We start from the raw sequence: 17,612 nt of genomic DNA, 5'->3' as shown, positions 1-17,612 counted from the left end.
CTAGGGAGGAATTCAGATGACCAGTCAAAAAGGCGGATTCGTGGGCCGTGCTGGCCGCAAGCCCAAGTGGGCGGCGTTGCTGTGCGGGGCCTCGGCGGTATCGCTGATCAGCGCCATGCCGGCGCTTTCGCAGGAAGCGGACGAAGACCTGACGCAGGACGTCGTTGTGGTGCAGGGTGTCCGTGCTTCGCTGGAGCGCGCGATGGATCTCAAGCGCAGCGCTGACGGCGTGCTCGACGCAATCTCGGCGGAAGACATCGGCAAGTTCCCCGACACGAACCTCGCAGAATCGCTGCAACGGATCACGGGCGTTTCGATCGACCGTGTGAACGGGGAAGGCTCACAGATCACGGTTCGCGGCTTCGGCCCGGACTTTAACCTGGTGACGCTGAACGGCCGCACCATGCCGACTGCAGAAGCCGGCGTGATAGGCTCGCGCGGCAACTACAATGGTGGTGGTGGTCGCGCCTTCGACTTCTCCAACCTGGCATCAGAAGGTGTCAGCGCGCTTGAAGTGTACAAGACAGGTCAGGCGACGCTGCCGACCGGCGGCATCGGCGCGACGGTCAACATCCGTACCGCGCGTCCGCTCGACACTGGCACCAAAGCAACCATCGGCGCCAAGCTGATCAACGATACGAGTGTGGAGCACGGCGACGACTTCACGCCCGAGTTTTCGGGTATTGCCAGCTGGGTCGATGACACTGAGCGTTTTGGTGTGAGCCTGTTTGGTTCGTATTCCAGGCGCGACTCCGGCGCCCCGACCCAGCAGGTCAACGACTGGATCGTGCGGGAGTCTCCGGACGGTTCGATCGACTCGAGCTATACACGCGCAGCAGGGATCACGAGCTCCTGCCCGCCGGCGGTGACCGGGCAGACCTGCCTCGAGAATCCGCCTGCGGCCGGTCAGCTCTATGCCGTTGCCCAGGACAGCCGGTATGACTTTTCTGATCTCTCGCGTGAGCGTCTGAACGGCCAGCTGGTCATGCAGTTCCGTCCGACGGACACGCTGACGCTGACGGGTGATTACACCTACGCTAACAATGAGTCTGAAGAACTGCGCTACGAGCAGACCAACTGGTTCGCAACGCCGATGGACCAGATTATCTTTGACAATTCCGGTCCGGTTGCGACGGCAGTTTACATGCAGGAGAACCGCGACGGTACCAAGGATATCGGTTTCGAGCAGACCAACCGGGCATCGAAAGACGAACTCAACTCCCTCGGCTTCAATGCTGAGTGGGAGTTCAACGATCGTGCACGGATGATCCTGGATGCACACAGCTCCACCGCAAAGACGGGCGGCAACAACCCGCTCGGTCACTCGGCGACCTTTGTGACTTTCGGTGCTCCGGTCATCCTTCAGCACTCTGTGGACTATCGCAGTGGATATCCGATCCAGTCCTACACGATTGATGATTCCGTTCGCGGCAACGATAACGGCGTTCTCGACGTTGGTGATCTCGGCACCCAGGTCCAGCGGTCATACCTTGCTAATATCGAGCACCAGGTTGACGAGATCGACCTGCGCTTCGTCTGGGATTTCGACAATTCGAGCCTGACGGTCGGCGGAAACTATCGCGACGCGCAGTTCGACCGCTTCACCCGCTCGACGCAGCAGGACCTCGGCTCCTGGGGTATCGCCAATCCGGGTGATGTTGAGCAGTTTGCGGCCGGCTTGGTCGATACTTACTGTCTCGCCTGTACGTTCGATGACGTGCCGGTCGGGCAGGCAGATATTGCGTTCATGGCAGATGCGGCTCAGCTATTCCCGATCTTCCAGCAGGCATATTCGGGGAATGCTGTGACAGTGTCTGAAACCAATGATGCGGTTAAGGAAGAAGTCACGTCTCTGTTCGCTCAGTTCCAGATGGACGGAGAGCTTCTCGGTCACACAGCGAGACTGAACGCCGGCGTTCGCTACGAGGAAACCGACGTCACCTCCGTCAGTCTGCAGTCGATCCCGTCGGGCATCGCATGGACCGCGGATAACGACTTCCTGATCCAGCAGTCGGGCACGAAAGAGGCGATCAGCGGGGCGGGGTCTTACGATCACATTCTGCCGAATTTCGACCTCTCGGTCGACGTGACGGACAACATCATCGGTCGTGTTTCGTTCAGCAAGACCATCGGTCGCGCGGCGTATTCGAGCCTCTATGCGTCGACGACGGCCAACGCTCCGAACCGCCCGACGGTTCTGGGTGGCCAGGTTACCGGCAGCTCGCAGAACCCTGCGCTTGTCCCGCTGGAGTCCGACAACTTCGATGTGTCGCTTGAATGGTACTATGGCGACACGAGCTATGTCTCGCTCGGTTACTTCGACAAGAAGGTGAAGAACTTTATCGGCACCGGATCCGTCGATCGGAACCTGTTTGGCATTCGGGACCAGACCTCGGGCGCTGTCGGCAGCCGGTCTGGCGACGCACTCGGCATCATCAACACGCTCGGCGTTGACCGGTCTGAAGCAAACCTGTTCACGCTAGTCGCTCTGATCGATGCCAATGGCGGGGATCTTGCCGCGGCTCAGTCTCAGTTCCAGGCAAACCTGGTCAACGGCGCGCTTCCGCAAGCATACGTCGACTCGATCCTTGGTCTCTATGACGTCGCAGCGGACGCAAACGACCCGCTGATGACTTTCACGGTGACCCAGCCGATCAACAACCGCGAAGGCAATATCGACGGTCTCGAATTCGCCTGGCAGCACTTCTTCGGTGACACGGGCTTCGGCTTTGCCGCCAACTATACGATGGTGAATGGCGACGTTGAACTCGATCCGGGTGCCAGCCCCAGCGAAGAGCAGTTCGCACTGGTCGGTCTGTCCGACACGGCGAACCTGACCGCGATTTATGAGAAGTACGGCTTCTCGGCCCGGCTTGCCTATAACTGGCGTGACACCTTCCTGGCCGCCACGAACCAGACCGGGGACCGTTCAGGCATCTATGTGGAGGATTATGGTCAGTTCGACCTGAACCTCAGCTATGACATCAATGACCGGTGGGCTGTCTCCTTCGAAGGCATCAACGTGACCGGCGAAGACCAGCGGACGTATCACCGCGTGCCGGATCAGGTCTACTACGTCTACGAACTGTCGCCGCGCTATGTGGTCGGCGCGCGCTACAAGTTCTGATTTCCGGGATTGCCCTGAAATCTGACGCTCGGAAAAGGCCGCTGTTCGCAGCGGCCTTTTTTCCTCGGTTGAGGTGACGAAGAAAATGCTCCATCAATATAAAAACGATTGCGCTAGCAGCGGGCCAAGAACGGCACGCTCGACGTGTGATAAAGGCGAGGAATGACCAACACCGTCCTGCTCAACAATATCGACCACCAGAACCTGAAGGTGGTCACGCGGTATGGGCCTGAATATGGCGACGCAGCCAATCAGGCGGTGGTCTTCCCGACCGAATTCGAGGAAGTGCAACGCGAATACCCGATCCTGTTCCGGAAGGATTCCGAGGGAAAATTCCAGGCCGTGGCGTTGCTCGGCTTCGACCGCCAGGAAAACCTGTTCCTTGAGGATGGGATGTGGAATGCGAGACACGTGCCCGCCATTCACCAGCGCGGCCCCTTCATGATCGGTTTTCAGGACCAGAAAGTCGACGGCGAGGTCCGCCGCGAGCCGGTTGTCTATGTCGATCTGGATGATGCCCGCGTCGGCGAGACGGACGGCCATCCGGTTTTTCTTCCTCATGGCGGCAGTGCACCTTATCTTCAGCACGTCAGCCATCTGCTTCGCGCGATCCGAATCGGCGAAGACCTGTCCGACGCCATGTTCGTCGCATTCGATGCGGCAGGCCTGATCGAGCCAGCTGCGCTCGACGTGTCGCTCGATCAGCATACGGTGTATCAGATACCGGAAATCTTCTCGATCAACGCAGAGAAACTGGCCACGCTGGAAGGTGACGTGTTGGGGCAACTGAACCGGGCCGGCTTTCTCAGGCTGGCTTATCTGGTTCTTGCGTCTCTGTCGAACGTCAACCGACTGATCGCCATGAAAAATGCCAGAAGAGCTGTGGCTTGAAGCAGAAGAGCGCACGGAGCTGAACATGGTTCAGATTGAGCGTAAGACAAAGGTGGTTGAAGGCGTCGCCCCTGACTCAATTCCTTATGAGCAGTTGCTGCGTAATGAAGAGCCCGTCATCCTGAAGGGCGTCGCCAAGGACTGGCCCCTTGCAGGAAAGGGGCAGGAGGACATCGACGCTGCAATGGCGTACCTTCTGCAATTCTATCAGGGCCGCCCGGTCGTGGGTTATTCCTGTCCACCTGAAATCAAGGGGCGGTACTTTTACAATGAGGACATGACCGGGCTGAACTTCGAACGCGGACGCGTCCAGCTTGGGGAGTATCTGGAACGGATCAGGGAGAGTGCGGGCGAGGCAGACGGGCGGTCCTACTATATCGGCTCAACCGATCTGGATATCTACCTGCCCGGATTTCGCGAGCAGAACGATCTCGTTCTCAATCACGACATGTTCACACGCAATCCGCCGGTTGTCAGCATCTGGATCGGCAATCGCACCACGGCGACTTGTCACTACGACATGTCGAACAACATTGCCTGTTGCCTCGTGGGCAAGCGCCGCTTCACGCTTTTCCCTCCAGAACAGGTCGCAAACCTCTATCCCGGTCCGCTCGAGCCAACACCCGGCGGACAAGTGGTCAGTATGGTGAACTTTGAGACACCGGACTTTGACCGGCATCCGCGATTTCAGGAGGCGCTCGCCAACGCGCAAGTTGCCGATCTGGAACCCGGGGATATTCTCTTCTATCCGGCGCTGTGGTGGCACCATGTTGAAGCGCTCAGCGATTTCAATGCGATGGTGAACTACTGGTGGAATACGTCGCCAGGCTTCGTCGATACGCCGCAAAACACGATGCTGCATGCAATCCTGTCGCTGCGTGATCGTCCGGACCAGGAGAAACGCGCCTGGAAGGCATTGTTCGACTATTACGTATTCGGCGATGCATCACTTGCAAGCGCACACCTGCCGGAACATGCACGCGGTGACCTCGCACCGCTCGATGAAATCAAAGCCCGCAAGCTGCGCGCGAAACTGCTGAACCGGCTCAATCGCTGAGCGCCCGGAGGTGAATGTGAACGCCCAGAAAGTCAGGAAAGTAGTTATCGCCGGCGGCGGGACAGCAGGATGGATCGCCGCGACGGCTCTCTCGCGCTTCCTTGGCCCCTTGCTCGACATCACGCTTGTCGAATCCGATGACATAGGCACGGTGGGCGTTGGCGAAGCGACCATTCCGACCCACAGAACGTTTCACTATCTTACCGGGATTGATGAGCGCGAGTTCATGCGCGCCACCAAAGCGACTTTCAAGCTTGGCATCGCCTTTGAGAATTGGGCGCGGCTGGGGGACCGCTACATCCACTCTTTCGGCCAGATCGGGAAGCCGAACTGGATGGGGGAGTTCTACAATATTTGGATGCTGGCAAAGGATCGCGGCATTGGCGGCGAGTTGGGCGATTATTGCTTCGAGCTGCGCGCCGCTGAAGAGGGTAAGTTTTTTACGTCCGAACAGGCAAAGACCAATTATGCCTATCATCTCGATGCGAGCCTTTATGCTGCCTACCTGCGCCAAAAATGTGAAGGCCGGGGCGTCAGGCGGGTCGAGGGACTGATTGAGCGCGTAGAGCAGGATCCGGAGTCCGGATTCATCAGGGCTCTGCACCTGAAGTCAGGCGAAGCGATTGAGGGAGACCTTTTTATCGACTGCACGGGATTCCGGGGTGTGCTGATCGAACAGACCCTGGAAACGGGATATGAAGACTGGAGCCACTGGTTGCCGACGGACAGTGCTCTTGCCGTCCAGACACGTGCGACCGGGCCGGCGCTGCCATATACACGGGCCATCGCCCACCATGCCGGCTGGCGGTGGCGAATTCCGCTTCAGCACCGGGTCGGCAACGGCCTCGTGTTCTGTAGTGAATATATGTCGCCGGATGAGGCACATGACCTTCTTGCGCAGCAAGTCGAAGGCGAACGCCTCAGTGAGCCGCGGCTGATCCGGTACAAGACCGGCAGGCGGAAGAAAGTGTGGAACAAGAACTGTATCGCACTCGGCCTGTCCAGCGGCTTCGTCGAACCGCTCGAATCCACGAGCATTCATCTCATCCAGATCAATGCAACGCGGCTCGTGCAGCAGTTTCCCTTTGCCGGATGCAGCGAGGCCATCAGCAATCACTTCAATGCTCAGGCCGAGCGGGAACTGGAGAAAATCCGCGATTTTATCATCCTCCATTACAAGGCGACTGAACGCGAAGATTCTCCATTCTGGAAGGCGCAAAAGGATGCCGTTGTGCCGGACAGCCTCTCACAACGCATCGCATTGTTCCGCGAGAATGGGCTCGTTTACCGAGATCCCGACGAATTGTTCCTGACGGACTCCTGGTTACAGGTGATGTTGGGGCAACGGATAGATCCCAAGGGCTATCACCACATGGGCCGTCTGATGACGGATGATCAGATGGATATGGTTCTCAACGGAATACGGAACAACATAAATAAGGCGTTGGAGAAGATGCCGTCGCATCAGGACTTCGTCGACCAGTATTGCCGGGTCGACGAAGCCTGATGAAGAACCTTTAATCCTCGGCCGCCATAAATCTGACCTGCTGGCTCGCGGTCTGCGTCGTTCCCGGCTGGCCTCCGCCGACTGACAAGATGAGATCGCGCCCATTTGCCGGAACGAACTTGCCGGCCTCGTCATAATAGCCGAGCTGAGAGGGCGGGATGGTGAGGCTGACCTGCTTTGACTCGCCGGGGGCTAGTTCGATGACGTCGAAAGCCCCGAGTTCAACCCGCGGCACCGACCTGTTCGGTCGGTCCAGAGGCTGCACATAGGCCTGCACAACTTCGCGGCTCTCCATCGCGCCCGTGTTCATCACAGTGAAGCTGACGACCAGCGGATCGTTTGCGTCGGGGGCGTCAGGAATTGACAATCCGCCATAGTCGAAATGAGTGTAGCTAAGTCCGTAGCCGAATGGATAGAGTGGTTCGCCCGAATAGTATTTGTAGGTGCGGTTCTCCATTGAGTAGTCACCAAAGGCCGGCTGGTCGGCGAGCGATTTGTAGAAGGTCACCGGAAGGCGCCCGGATGGGCTGAATTCACCCCACAGCAAATCGGCAATCGCGTTGCCGGCCTTTTCGCCCGGATAGAATGCCTGAACGATTGCATTCAGATTGTCGTTTTCCCAGTTCAGCGCCATGGCACTGCCGGAGAAGTTGACCATGACAATTGGCTTGCCAGTTGCCTTCAGGGCTTTCAGCAAATCTTCCTGCGGTCTTGGAAGGTTCAGGTGCGTGCGGTCACCCCCCAGGAATCCGTCGATCTCAACGGCCATCTCTTCGCCTTCCAGATTGGCGTCGATGCCACCGAAAAAGAGAATGACATCCGCACCCGCTGCTGCCGCCAGCGCTTCGGCTTTCAGGTCGCGCGAAACATCCGTCCAGTTGAGATAAGCGTACTTGTCGAGTTGGTCCCGCGGCCAGCCGCTATCGAATGTCAGGTCCATTCGGAAGGGATAGCGCTGGCCGGCCTTCATGACGAATTCATCCGTCGTCTCAGCCTTCCGGCCGGCAATCGTCACTTCCGACCAGCGCGATGGCTGGAACCGGTAGACGCCGTCATGTTCCGGAACAATTACACCTTCCCAGGTCGCGCCGAATTCATCATTCAGACCCCCGGTGCCGGGAGTGCGAAGCCAGAAGAAATCGACATTCGGTTCGATCCTAGTTTCCGCGGGTTCGCCTGTGCGAAATTTGTCCTTGTAATAGGCGGCTTTGACGCCCGGCTGGTAGGAACCATCTTCCGCTTCGTGGAACATGGAAGCGGCGGGAACCGGCTTGTAGTCGGAATAGATGTCGCCCGCGATATTGGAGCCGAGAGCGTAGCTGACATTCGCTTCGCCGGCCTTCGCTCTTACGCCTTCCAGCGCTGTTACCGGCGACGTCGGTCGCCCGTAATAATTTGCCACCAGTGTCCACCAGTTATCCGCATTCGGACCTATGACAGCGACTTTCTCCCCGCCTTTGAGCGGCAGGATTCCATCATTCTTCAGAAGGACAAGCGAGTTGCGCGCCGTCTCTTCTGAGAGGGCGAGGTGCTCGGCGTTAGCAACCGTATCGACCGAAAGGTCGGACCACGGAACCGATGCCGGATCATCGTACATGCCAAGCTTGAACAATGCCGTATAGAGACGGATGACGGCCTGATCGATTGTCTTCTCATCAATAAGCCCCTGGGCAACGGCATCGGGCAGGGCATCCATCTTGTTGCCCTGGCCGTCGCCACAGTTCACATCCGTGCCCATTTTGACTGACAGCGCGGCCGCCTCGGCACGTGTGTCAACATAGTGATGGGCTTCGGGATAATAGAAATCGCCGATCGCGCCACAGTCGGAAACGACATAGCCGTCGAAGCCGAGCTTGCCGCGCAGAATGTCCACCATCAGTTCTTCGCTGCCGCAGGCAGGCGCGCCGCGATAGGCATTGTAGGCGCACATGACAGAGGCAACATCCGTTTCTTCAATCGCCATTTTGAACTGCGAAAGATATGTCTCCCAGAGATCGGCCTCGCTTGGATTGTAGTCGTCGCGGTGGCGGGATGGTTCGGGCCCCGAATGCACCGCAAAGTGCTTCACGGTGGCGACAGTCTTCCAGTAATGGTCATCGTCCCCCTGCATCCCGTTGATGAAATTGACGGCCATGCGGCCCGACAGGAAAGGGTCTTCGCCATAGGTTTCCTGTCCGCGGCCCCAGCGCGGGTCGCGGAAGATGTTGATGTTCGGAGACCAGAATGTCAGGCCGCCATACATCGCATAGACGTCTTCTCCCGAATAGAAATTGTACTTCGCACGCGCCTCGTCGGAAATCGTTGTCGAAATCCGAAGCATCAGGTCTTCATCCCATGTCGCGGCGAGCCCGATCGCCTGCGGGAAGACGGTGGCATGGCCAGCACGAGCCACGCCATGCAGCGCTTCGTTCCACCAATTGTACTCATGGATGCCAAGGCGCGGGATGGCTGGTGCCTTGTCGTACATCTGGGCGGCTTTTTCTTCGAGCGTCATCCGCCCGACAAGGTCGACAGCGCGCTCGCGCGGCGTGAGGGAGGGATTCTGGAAGGGGTATTCATAAGGCGACGCGTCGCTCGCCTCTGCTGTAGGCGATGCCTCCGGGGCGGTTGCTGCAACACAGCCCGTGAGCAGAAGGACTGCCAGGACTCCTGTCGAAACAATGAGTTTTCTCGGATGTACGAGTGCGGCCATGTTTTCCTCCCAGGATAGACGTGCGCTCATATATGTTTGCGCTAACATGATCATAGTACCCGCACTTCACCGGGGCGCAAGCGGGAACCGGTTGCTTAAGCAAAAATGTCGATCACGATTGCGCCCGATGCGTTTCCCCCACAGGAAGGGAGGGATGCTGCCCAACCTGCTTTGTATGACTGATCTACCCGACGCGCTCTTGTCGAAAGAAGGAGCCTGGATATGGCGCACGTCCATCGACGAGACGGTCGATGCGTCTATCCTGAATGAAGAAGAGCTGGCTCGCATCCGGCAGCTGGTGGATCCTGCGATGCGACGCAGCCTTGCCGCGCATCTCGTATCGCGCCGTGAAATCATCGGCCGGCTGACGAGCCGGACGGCTGCGAATGTACCTCTGATCAAAGACCGACAGGGCGCCCCATGGATCGATGCCAGCGATGCCCCCCGGATAAGTCTTTCGCGGTCTGGCAGCTGGAATGCGCTCGCGTCTTCTCAAACGACCGACATCGGCATCGATATCGAGCACCTGAGACAAATCTCATGGGAACCAATCCTGCATATGATATGCGCGCCAGAAGAGGCAGACATTGTGCGAGGGCTACTGCTTACCGGCATGGAATGGCGTCCATTCTTCCGCTTGTGGACAGTCAAGGAGTCGGTGCTGAAAGCCGCGCGTCTCGGACTGCGCGGAGGCGCGGCAAACGTCCATGTTCCAGAGCTGCTGCTGAAGGGCGACGCCGTAGAAGCAGATTTAAGTTATGGCGGCGCCACCTACAGGGTAGCCGTCACCGAACCTGAAGAGGTCATCGTGGCGTGCGCCCGGAGGCTCAGCCCAAATCCTTCAGTGATACGCAAATGGGTTTGACCTCATAGACCCGAAGGCCGTCGCGCCAGAGGCTTCCCCGCGCCGTAATCAGGATATCGTTGTCGCGCTGTTCGACCGACTGGATCTCCATGACGCTGGTAACCTGTTTCCGGTCGGGCGTTACCTGGCCGCGATAGCTCCATCTGATGGGTGCATTCGTGGCGAGTGTGGACAGATGCGGGCGTTTCATGCCGTCGGCGAGCCCCTTCAGCCACACCATCCGGCAAAGGAGCTGGGTCAATGCGTCGAGACCAAGAGAGCCCGGCTGAACCGGATCCTGGTAAAAATGCGCCTTGAAGTACCAGGCATTCGGATCGACATATTGCTGCCCACGGATGATCCCTAGACCATTCACGCCACCGGCCGGATCGTAATAATCGATTTCATCCAGCATGCGCAGGCGGCCTGTTACCAAATCATGCCCGTGGCTCTCTGACGGCGCTGGCATGCGGGGCAGGTTGAAAGCGGCCGCGTATTCAGGATGCGCCGCCAGTCCCGCCTGGCGGACGAGGGCGCTCGCAGGGAAGAAGCCGAACTGTGTCTTGAGGTCCAGCACCCGCTTCCGCGCCGCCGAATCCACCTGAACATCGAAGGACACCAGCGTCATCGGGCCAGCCTTCGATATATTCGTCAGCTCACTGCGGATATCGAGCCGCTGGTCCGACCGCAGCACCTCTTCAAACAGCACTCCGTCGCCTTCGAGGTTCCGGAAGCGCAGTCCACCTGGCACCGCAAAGCCGGAATGGCTCGCGAGCCAACCGCAGGGCTGCAGCGCAATCTCAGCCAGTACCGCAAACGGCATCTGGCCATTGAGGTTGTCGTCGAAATACCACGCATCGGCCGGAATATCGTATTCTGCCGTCATCCAGGCGCCGGGTTCCTCCGTTCCGGGCCGCGAGGAGACCGATGTCACCCTGGACACGAAGTGATAGGGCGGCTGCGGCAACCGCGGAACGATGCTTTCGGAATCAAACTTCCGGTACATGTCGCCAAACGCCGCCGATGGAGCGCCGTCTGCGCATTCCAGCAGCGTTTCTTCGTCTCCCCGGCTTTCCCCTAGGGGGCCGATTGCCCTCGGCGTGGTTGAAATACGAGGCACCTTCCAGTTCCGGCGAAGGCGAATTCCGAAGCGTGGGCAATAGAAGACTTTTTTGCCATCAGACCGCGCAAGAATTGAGGCATAAATCTCCGGCGTATCGCCATCGATGACCTCATCGACGAAGACTTCATAGGTCACTTCATGGTCCGCGTCCGGAACGACCTGGCCACGGCATACGAATTTGGCGGTGTGTCCGGGAACCGGCTCGAAGACATAGCCGTCGCGTTCCACCGTCAATCCAAGGGCGGCAGCGTGAAATTCAAGTGCCTGAACCGCTGCCTCCGCCATCAGAGTGCCCGGCATGCAAGGGTCATTGTGGAAGTGCCCGTCATAGAACCAGGCTGAAGCCGGCGTGTGCGCGGTCGCGCGGAGATAACCGCGTCCCCAGGGGCCGCCAAGCGGTTCGAATGCTTCGACCTCATCGAACAGTGCGAGCTTGCCCGATGGACCGCGCGGCGGATTGGAATGTGCGGCGCATGCCTCAAATCCTTCCCCGAAGCAGGCGAACGCGTCGCCGCGCCTGAACGCGTCAACCTGTTCTGCGGTGAAGTGCCTGCGCGCGCTGGCCCGTTCGGCCCCGAACGGTGTCGGCATCGCCGTCGGTGGCTTATCCCGCGCCGCGTCCCAGATGACGCCTTTGCCGGCGGCGAGTTCTTCATCCGTGAAAAACCCCGCCTGGCCCTGCCGGACCGAGAAAGCGAGCCGGTCATCGGCTTTGCAGTCATACTGAAAGAAGAACATCCGGACGCCCGACAGCTCCGCATGCCCTGTAATCTCGATCTGGAACCTCAGTGTGGATGCAGCCTCAGGAAGTCCTCCGTCGTGGAACGTGATTTCGCAGCCCAGCAACCGGTAAACGCGTTCGTCCTTGTTGCGGAAATCCGCGCCCATCCAGCCGATGAGTGTAAGATCCGCTTGTCCGCATTCGATCAGCGGACCGGGGCGAATGCGCCCGTCATGGATAAAATCGAGATGGCTGGACAGGTCTGTCTCGGTCCAGATTATCCCCTTGGCGTCTTCTCCGGGGAGTGCATCGATCCCGGTGATACGATCGACCAGCAGAAGTGGCGGCGCAGGCAGCCGCACCTGACGGACGTAATCGTCCTGACATTTGAACTCCGCTCCAAAAAATTCCGACATGCTCCCGCGAGTGGAGGCCTCGATTTCCTGCCGCGTCCAGGCGGGGCCTATCGGCTTGCGGGACGGCAGAGGCCGGCGACCGCAGACAACTTTGTCCGGAAAATTTCCGGAAGCAATAATCGGTTTGGGAACGATGGCGGGCGCTTGTGCGACAGGCGCTGGGGCTGCTGCTTTGGCATAGTCCGGCACGCGCAACCTGGGCGGCTCAGGAAATGGAATGTCTGTTTTCTGGTGTTCCTGGGGCACCTTCGGCGCGGGATAGGGAACAGGTCGCATGACAGTCCATTTCTTTGTGGGTGTGAGCATGTTGCGGCGGGCGGTTTCGAGCGCCGAAAGCAAAGGTGACAAGTTGATCTTGCGGCCTTCGGCAAACAGGAGTGCGGCGACTTCCGCGACCTGTCCGAGGTCGGATTTTTCGATCCGGTCCATAGCTGCGGCTTTGAAGGGCTTGCCGTCGAGAATGGACGCGATACTTGCGGTCAGCGTATCACGCGGGCCGAGCTCGACGAAGGTGCGCACGCCATCGTCCCACGCCTGACGCACGGTTGGCGGGAATTCGACTGTGTCGACCGCCTGCCGCGTCAGCATGTCGGCCGCACTTTCGGCCGTCGGCTCATACGCGCCATGAATCGCATTCGCGTAGAGGCGCACCGAAGGCTTGCTGCATACCGGCCGGGTGTGCAGTTTCCGCCACGTCTCCTCAAATGGTTTCATCGCCTTTGCATGGACGATGAGGTGCTGGCTCATTTTCGCGCCAGCGCCCTCGCCAAAACACCGCGCAAGTGCCCGGCACGCGTCAGCGGGTCCGCCGATCATGCAATCGGTGTCGGTATAGACAATCGTGATCTCAACCGAAGGGTATTTCGGCAATATCGCCCTGACCGCATCGACAGGCGCCTGAATGCGCCAATTGGTCCAGTCAGACGGCACATTGGGGCCCCAGGCTTGCCGGGCCGTTTCGAACTCGCCGCCAAGATGGCGTTCGTACATCGCGGCAGCCGAAATATCCTTCAACAACGCGCCTGGGTCATCCCAGAAGCCGAACGCAAAGAGAGCATTCGATTCCCCAAGCGAGAGCCCCAGTGCGGCGTCCGGTTCTACCTCCATTATATCTAATAGAAGGATGGCATGCGCCTGGCTTACCAGCGTTCCGGTGCAAAGTTGTTCGTATTCGGATAAAACAGAATGCGAAAGGAGTTTTGCGATTTCCTGCGCTTGCCGGATACTGGAAAGCTTCCGGCCAATTTCCGGTAACGCCATCAGAAGTCGTCGCGCCGCGCGGGGATAAACCGCAGCCGAGCCTGTGAAGACGAGGGCGAGTTCTCCTTCAGGAGTACCTTCACCGAAATACACGCCCGCTCCGGATGGTGCTGACTGTCGCTTTAGCGCCTTCACAGCCTGACGAAGCGCTGCTTCGAATCCTTCTTCCGCTTCATGCACGACGGCGATCCGCGCCTTTCCGCGGCCGCCCGGCTTTCTGTCTTCAATCCGTTCTGCGAGCTTTTCGTAAGTTGACGCAGCTGCGTAAAAAAAGAATGGTGGCGGGCGCAGACGGTCCGGAAGGATCCGCGGTGGTGCCGGCTCCCATAGAATGGCGCTCGCTCCTGCCGTCTGATGCGCCTTCGCATGGATACTGCGGACTGTACGGGCGGGAACGAGCGAAAGGACAGCACCTTCGTGTTCCAGGACATGGCTGTGGGCCTGCAGCTGACAGGAAATCGCAAGGTCGGCGAGAGGTTCAGCAACGGGGGCGGCGCCATAAAAATCTGCGAGGCCGACCGGTTCCTGCTTGGTTCTTCTGGATGCCCACTCAACGGCATTCAATGTTCCAAAAATGTGGTCACCAGCTGCTTCCGCGGCGCTCCTTCGCTTCAGGACGAGCGCCGCAGCCATGTCGCCCGGACGCGAAATTCCCTCTAAATCCCTCAACGCCGCGGCGCGGACGGGTTCAGCGGCAAAATCAGCGGCCGCAACGATTGCAAGGTCGAGCGTACCGGATTGTAGCGCCACCAGGGCAAGATCCAGGACTGCGGCACTACTCGCCGTGCCGGCCGATACTGCGAACCCCATGCCCTCGAGATCGCGCGCATAGGTGATGCGGTTGGCCGTCATGTTCGCCATGGCCCCCATAACCATGGCTGAATTCAGCGCGGGAACAATCGCGTCGAGATCGGCATTCGCGTCCGTGTCGCACCGCTCCCGGAATGGCCAGCGGGCAGAGTCCGCGGCACAGGTCATGGCGGTGAAGACGCCGGTCCTTTCTTTCGCGGCCGGTTCGACGGAAAGAAACGCCTCGTTGACAACCGACAGGATCGCAAGCTGCTGGGGCTCAGCCTCGGCAAGATCGCGCGGTGGCACGCGCGCGCCGGCCGCATCCGCTCCGATTTCGGCCATGGGCCGCGGCGGGATGACAGGTTGGTTCATCAGGCGGCGAAGCACGGCATCGCTGTTCCTGTCCGATCCAGCCATCAGGCCCACGCCGCAGATGACGACATCTTCAACAGGCAAAGTACGTGAGGGTTTGCTCCGTGCCGGTCGGCTGACAGGCTTGTATTCTTCCAGGATCAGATGGGCATTGTTGCCACCGAAACCGAAATTGCTGAGCCCAGCCCGGCGGGGCCCGGCGCCGGCCGGCCAGTTTTCGGCAGTGGTCAGAACACCGAGCACGCCGGCTTTTGCGCCTGCGATCAGGTCGCCATCTACAGGTGTGGGCGGTAACTCTTCGCGCTCCATCGCTGCGGTGAGCTTCAGGAGACTCGCAAGGCCCGCAACCGTAATGAGATGGCCGGTGTTTGCCTTCAGCGATCCGATGGGAAGGCGCCCCGCGCCCTTGAAGAAATCTGCAGCAGCTTCAAGCTCGACGCCGTCACCGACCGGTGTGCCCGTGGCGTGGCATTCCAGGAACTGAATATCCTTAGGCTGAATCCCCGATCCGACATAAGCGCGCTGAAGCGCGTCTTTCTGCCCCTCGTCACTGGGGGCGAGCAGGCCCTTGCGCCTTCCATCGTTTGACAGGCCGGTACCACGGATCAGGCCGTAGACTTTTTCACCCGGCTCAACGTCTTGCACACGTTTCAGGATAATTGCTGCCGCACCTTCGGACGGGACCAGTCCATCAGCTCCCTGAACAAATGGTCTTGAACGCCCGGTCTGGCTGATCGCGTTGAGCGCCTTGAAGCCGATATGCAGGATCAGATTATCCGTCGCGTTGACACCGGCGACAACGGCACAGTCAATTGCTCCGTTTTGCAGGCGGCGGCACGCAATGTCGATCGCGTAGAGCGAGGAGGCGCATGCCGCATCAAGCGCGAGGCAGGGGCCTTTGGCCTTCAGCGCCTCAGCGATCACGAAGGCAGGCAATTCGGATGTAAGGACGCGCTCAGCCTGTCCGGGTTGCCCGCCGCGCCAGAATTCCGACGCATAGGCAACATGCCCGGCCGACGGATAGGAGAGATTCGCGACGAACACGCCGAGCGCCGTCGGGCGCACTTTCGGCGTACCCGCATCCTTCCAGGCTTCAAGCGCGGCGTATAAAGGCCATGCGCAAACGGGATCGAGAGTCCCGGCATTCCAGGATTTCAACCGCGCCCTGGATGGATCGAAGACCTGTTCAAATCCCGAGACCCGGCCGGATACGAATTTCTGCCCGTTCCGCGATCCTGAGGGGACGTCGAGTGATGAAGGCGATACTGAGCCGTAGACCAGCGATTTCCCGAACACGACATCGCTGAGGGCATCCGGTGAAAGCGCACCGGGCAGCACGCAGCCCTGGCCGACAATGGCGATCGGCTCGAATGACGTCATTCCGCGCCCCACTCCTCGCCGACGGTCAGGAGCAGGTGATCGTGTTCTGCATCAAGAATCTGGTCGGCGAGAATGCGTGCGCCTTCCGCGCGGGCGATCAGGGGAATGCCGCGGGCCGCAAACATTTTTGCGAGGCCTTCATCGACCATGCCGCCTTCCCAAGGCCCCCAACAGAAGGAGCGGACTTTGATCGTTTCGGAAGCCTTGCGGATGACGCCTGCCGCATGATTGAGCCAGGCGTTGGCAGCGGCATAGTTCGCCTGTCCGGGATTCCCGAACACGGCGGAGGCCGAAGAGAATAGGGCGACATGTCGAAGAGCGCTCATGTCGAGACAATCGAGCAGGGCGACAAGCCCATCGACTTTCGGGCCGAACACGGTCCCGAAGCTTTCCTCGGTTTGCTTGTCGACATGGGCATCGGCGAGAACACCAGCGCCATGGATAAGCCCGGATACTGTTTGCCCACCGAGCGCTGGCTCGAGCGCACTTTTAATGCGCGCAGAATCTGACAGATCCACAGGCACGTATGCGGCAGTCGTCCCTGTGTCGCGAATGCGCGCAAGCGTCTCATCTATCTCCCGGCTAGCGAGCAGCTGTCGTGCTAGACGGTCAATGTCCGCAGGCCGCTTCGGCACATCGTCCCGGCCAGAATTGCGGGCCAGCGTGGCCCGGAGCGATTTCAGGTCCGGCACAGGCTCCAGCCATGCCGGCCACGCGGTCTGGGCAGACCGGCCCATCAGGATGAAGTGCCCTTGGGTGCGGCGGGCAACCTCAACCGCGCAATCGGACGTCACCCCGCGCGCACCTCCCGTCACCAGCCAGACGCCATCAGCGCCGGTATGATTTACCGTATCAGGAGGATTGAGAGGGCCTCCTAATGTTTGCACATAAATGCCATCCGGTTCGAGCATCACATCCGCCGCATCGACGCCCAGTCCCGCGGCCATTCTTTTGGCTGCCTCAGCGGCGTTTGCGTAGCGGCCAAGTGACAAAGTGCGGATCTGCGCGTCCGGTCGTTCAAGCCTCAACGTGCGGACAAGGCCGCCGCATCCTCCCAGGGCACGCACCCCGGAAGCATCGGCACGATCCAGGACGATCATGGGCGTGGCGGCATGTGCCCTGCACAGGTCCAGAACCTGGAAATGCCGGTCGGAAATCGCACCGTCCGCCAGCGCTTCTGTAAGGATACAGGCATCGGCCTGACCGGTGGGCGCGCTGACAATGGAGATGGATGCTCCCAGCCGGATCAGGGCGCCTTCAATGGCGCGCGCTTCTTCCATTGCCGCCCGGGTGACTTCAATTTTCTGTCCGGCGATCGCCCCGGCATCAGGCATATATCCGCACAGCCTGTGCGCCAGCAGCGGTCTCACCGTGCTGGCATAAGGTACCAGATCCGCATCAGGCGTGCGGGGACGGACCGCCGTCAGTGG

Annotated in this window: 8 protein-coding genes; 5 read left to right on the top strand and 3 right to left on the bottom strand. The window is 59.7% G+C overall.

Annotation, left to right across the window (positions count from 1 at the left end; all coding sequences use genetic code 11):
• Positions 1 to 16: 16 nt before the first annotated feature.
• The 4 genes from R3C13_RS09460 (at position 17) to R3C13_RS09445 (ending at position 6,582) form a co-directional block, all read left to right on the top strand.
• On the top strand, positions 17 to 3,127 hold the full coding sequence (locus R3C13_RS09460) for a TonB-dependent receptor (protein WP_371310574.1): 3,111 nt from the start codon (positions 17 to 19) through the stop codon (positions 3,125 to 3,127).
• A 162-nt stretch (positions 3,128 to 3,289) separates the two neighbouring features.
• Positions 3,290 to 4,018: a SapC family protein gene (locus R3C13_RS09455; RefSeq protein WP_371310573.1), complete on the top strand. Its 729-nt coding sequence runs from the start codon at positions 3,290 to 3,292 to the stop codon at positions 4,016 to 4,018.
• Positions 4,019 to 4,043: 25 nt separating this feature from the next.
• The gene (locus R3C13_RS09450) at positions 4,044 to 5,075 is read left to right on the top strand and encodes a cupin-like domain-containing protein (protein ID WP_371310829.1); all 1,032 of its coding nucleotides are present in this window, start codon (positions 4,044 to 4,046) and stop codon (positions 5,073 to 5,075) included.
• A 16-nt stretch (positions 5,076 to 5,091) separates the two neighbouring features.
• The gene (locus R3C13_RS09445; protein ID WP_371310572.1) at positions 5,092 to 6,582 is read left to right on the top strand and encodes a tryptophan halogenase family protein; all 1,491 of its coding nucleotides are present in this window, start codon (positions 5,092 to 5,094) and stop codon (positions 6,580 to 6,582) included.
• A gap of 10 nt (positions 6,583 to 6,592) precedes the next feature.
• On the opposite strand, the gene R3C13_RS09440 is transcribed toward R3C13_RS09445, so the two are convergent.
• Positions 6,593 to 9,274 carry a glycoside hydrolase family 3 C-terminal domain-containing protein gene (locus tag R3C13_RS09440; protein ID WP_371310571.1) on the bottom strand — a complete coding sequence of 894 codons (2,682 nt, stop codon included), beginning with the start codon at positions 9,272 to 9,274 and terminating at the stop codon, positions 6,593 to 6,595.
• Between the two features lie 154 nt (positions 9,275 to 9,428).
• Here R3C13_RS09440 and R3C13_RS09435 point away from each other — a divergent pair, with 154 nt between their 5' ends.
• Entirely contained in the window at positions 9,429 to 10,139 is a 711-nt protein-coding gene (locus R3C13_RS09435; protein ID WP_371310570.1) for a 4'-phosphopantetheinyl transferase superfamily protein, read from the top strand.
• On the opposite strand, the gene R3C13_RS09430 is transcribed toward R3C13_RS09435, so the two are convergent.
• A complete protein-coding gene (locus tag R3C13_RS09430) occupies positions 10,102 to 16,182 on the bottom strand; it encodes a beta-ketoacyl synthase N-terminal-like domain-containing protein (protein ID WP_371310569.1) in 6,081 nt (2,026 codons plus the stop codon). The two genes, R3C13_RS09435 and R3C13_RS09430, sit on opposite strands and share 38 nt — an antisense overlap.
• Positions 16,179 to 17,516, bottom strand: a complete 1,338-nt coding sequence (locus R3C13_RS09425; protein WP_371310568.1) for an SDR family NAD(P)-dependent oxidoreductase — start codon at positions 17,514 to 17,516, stop codon at positions 16,179 to 16,181. The genes R3C13_RS09430 and R3C13_RS09425 overlap by 4 nt, the downstream gene beginning before the upstream one ends.
• Positions 17,517 to 17,612: the final 96 nt, after the last annotated feature.

The organism is Hyphomonas sp., assembly GCF_041398385.1.
GTDB lineage: Bacteria > Pseudomonadota > Alphaproteobacteria > Caulobacterales > Hyphomonadaceae > Hyphomonas.
Note: the sequence above shows the minus strand (reverse complement) of the source record. Positions and strands in the feature narration are given on the sequence as shown.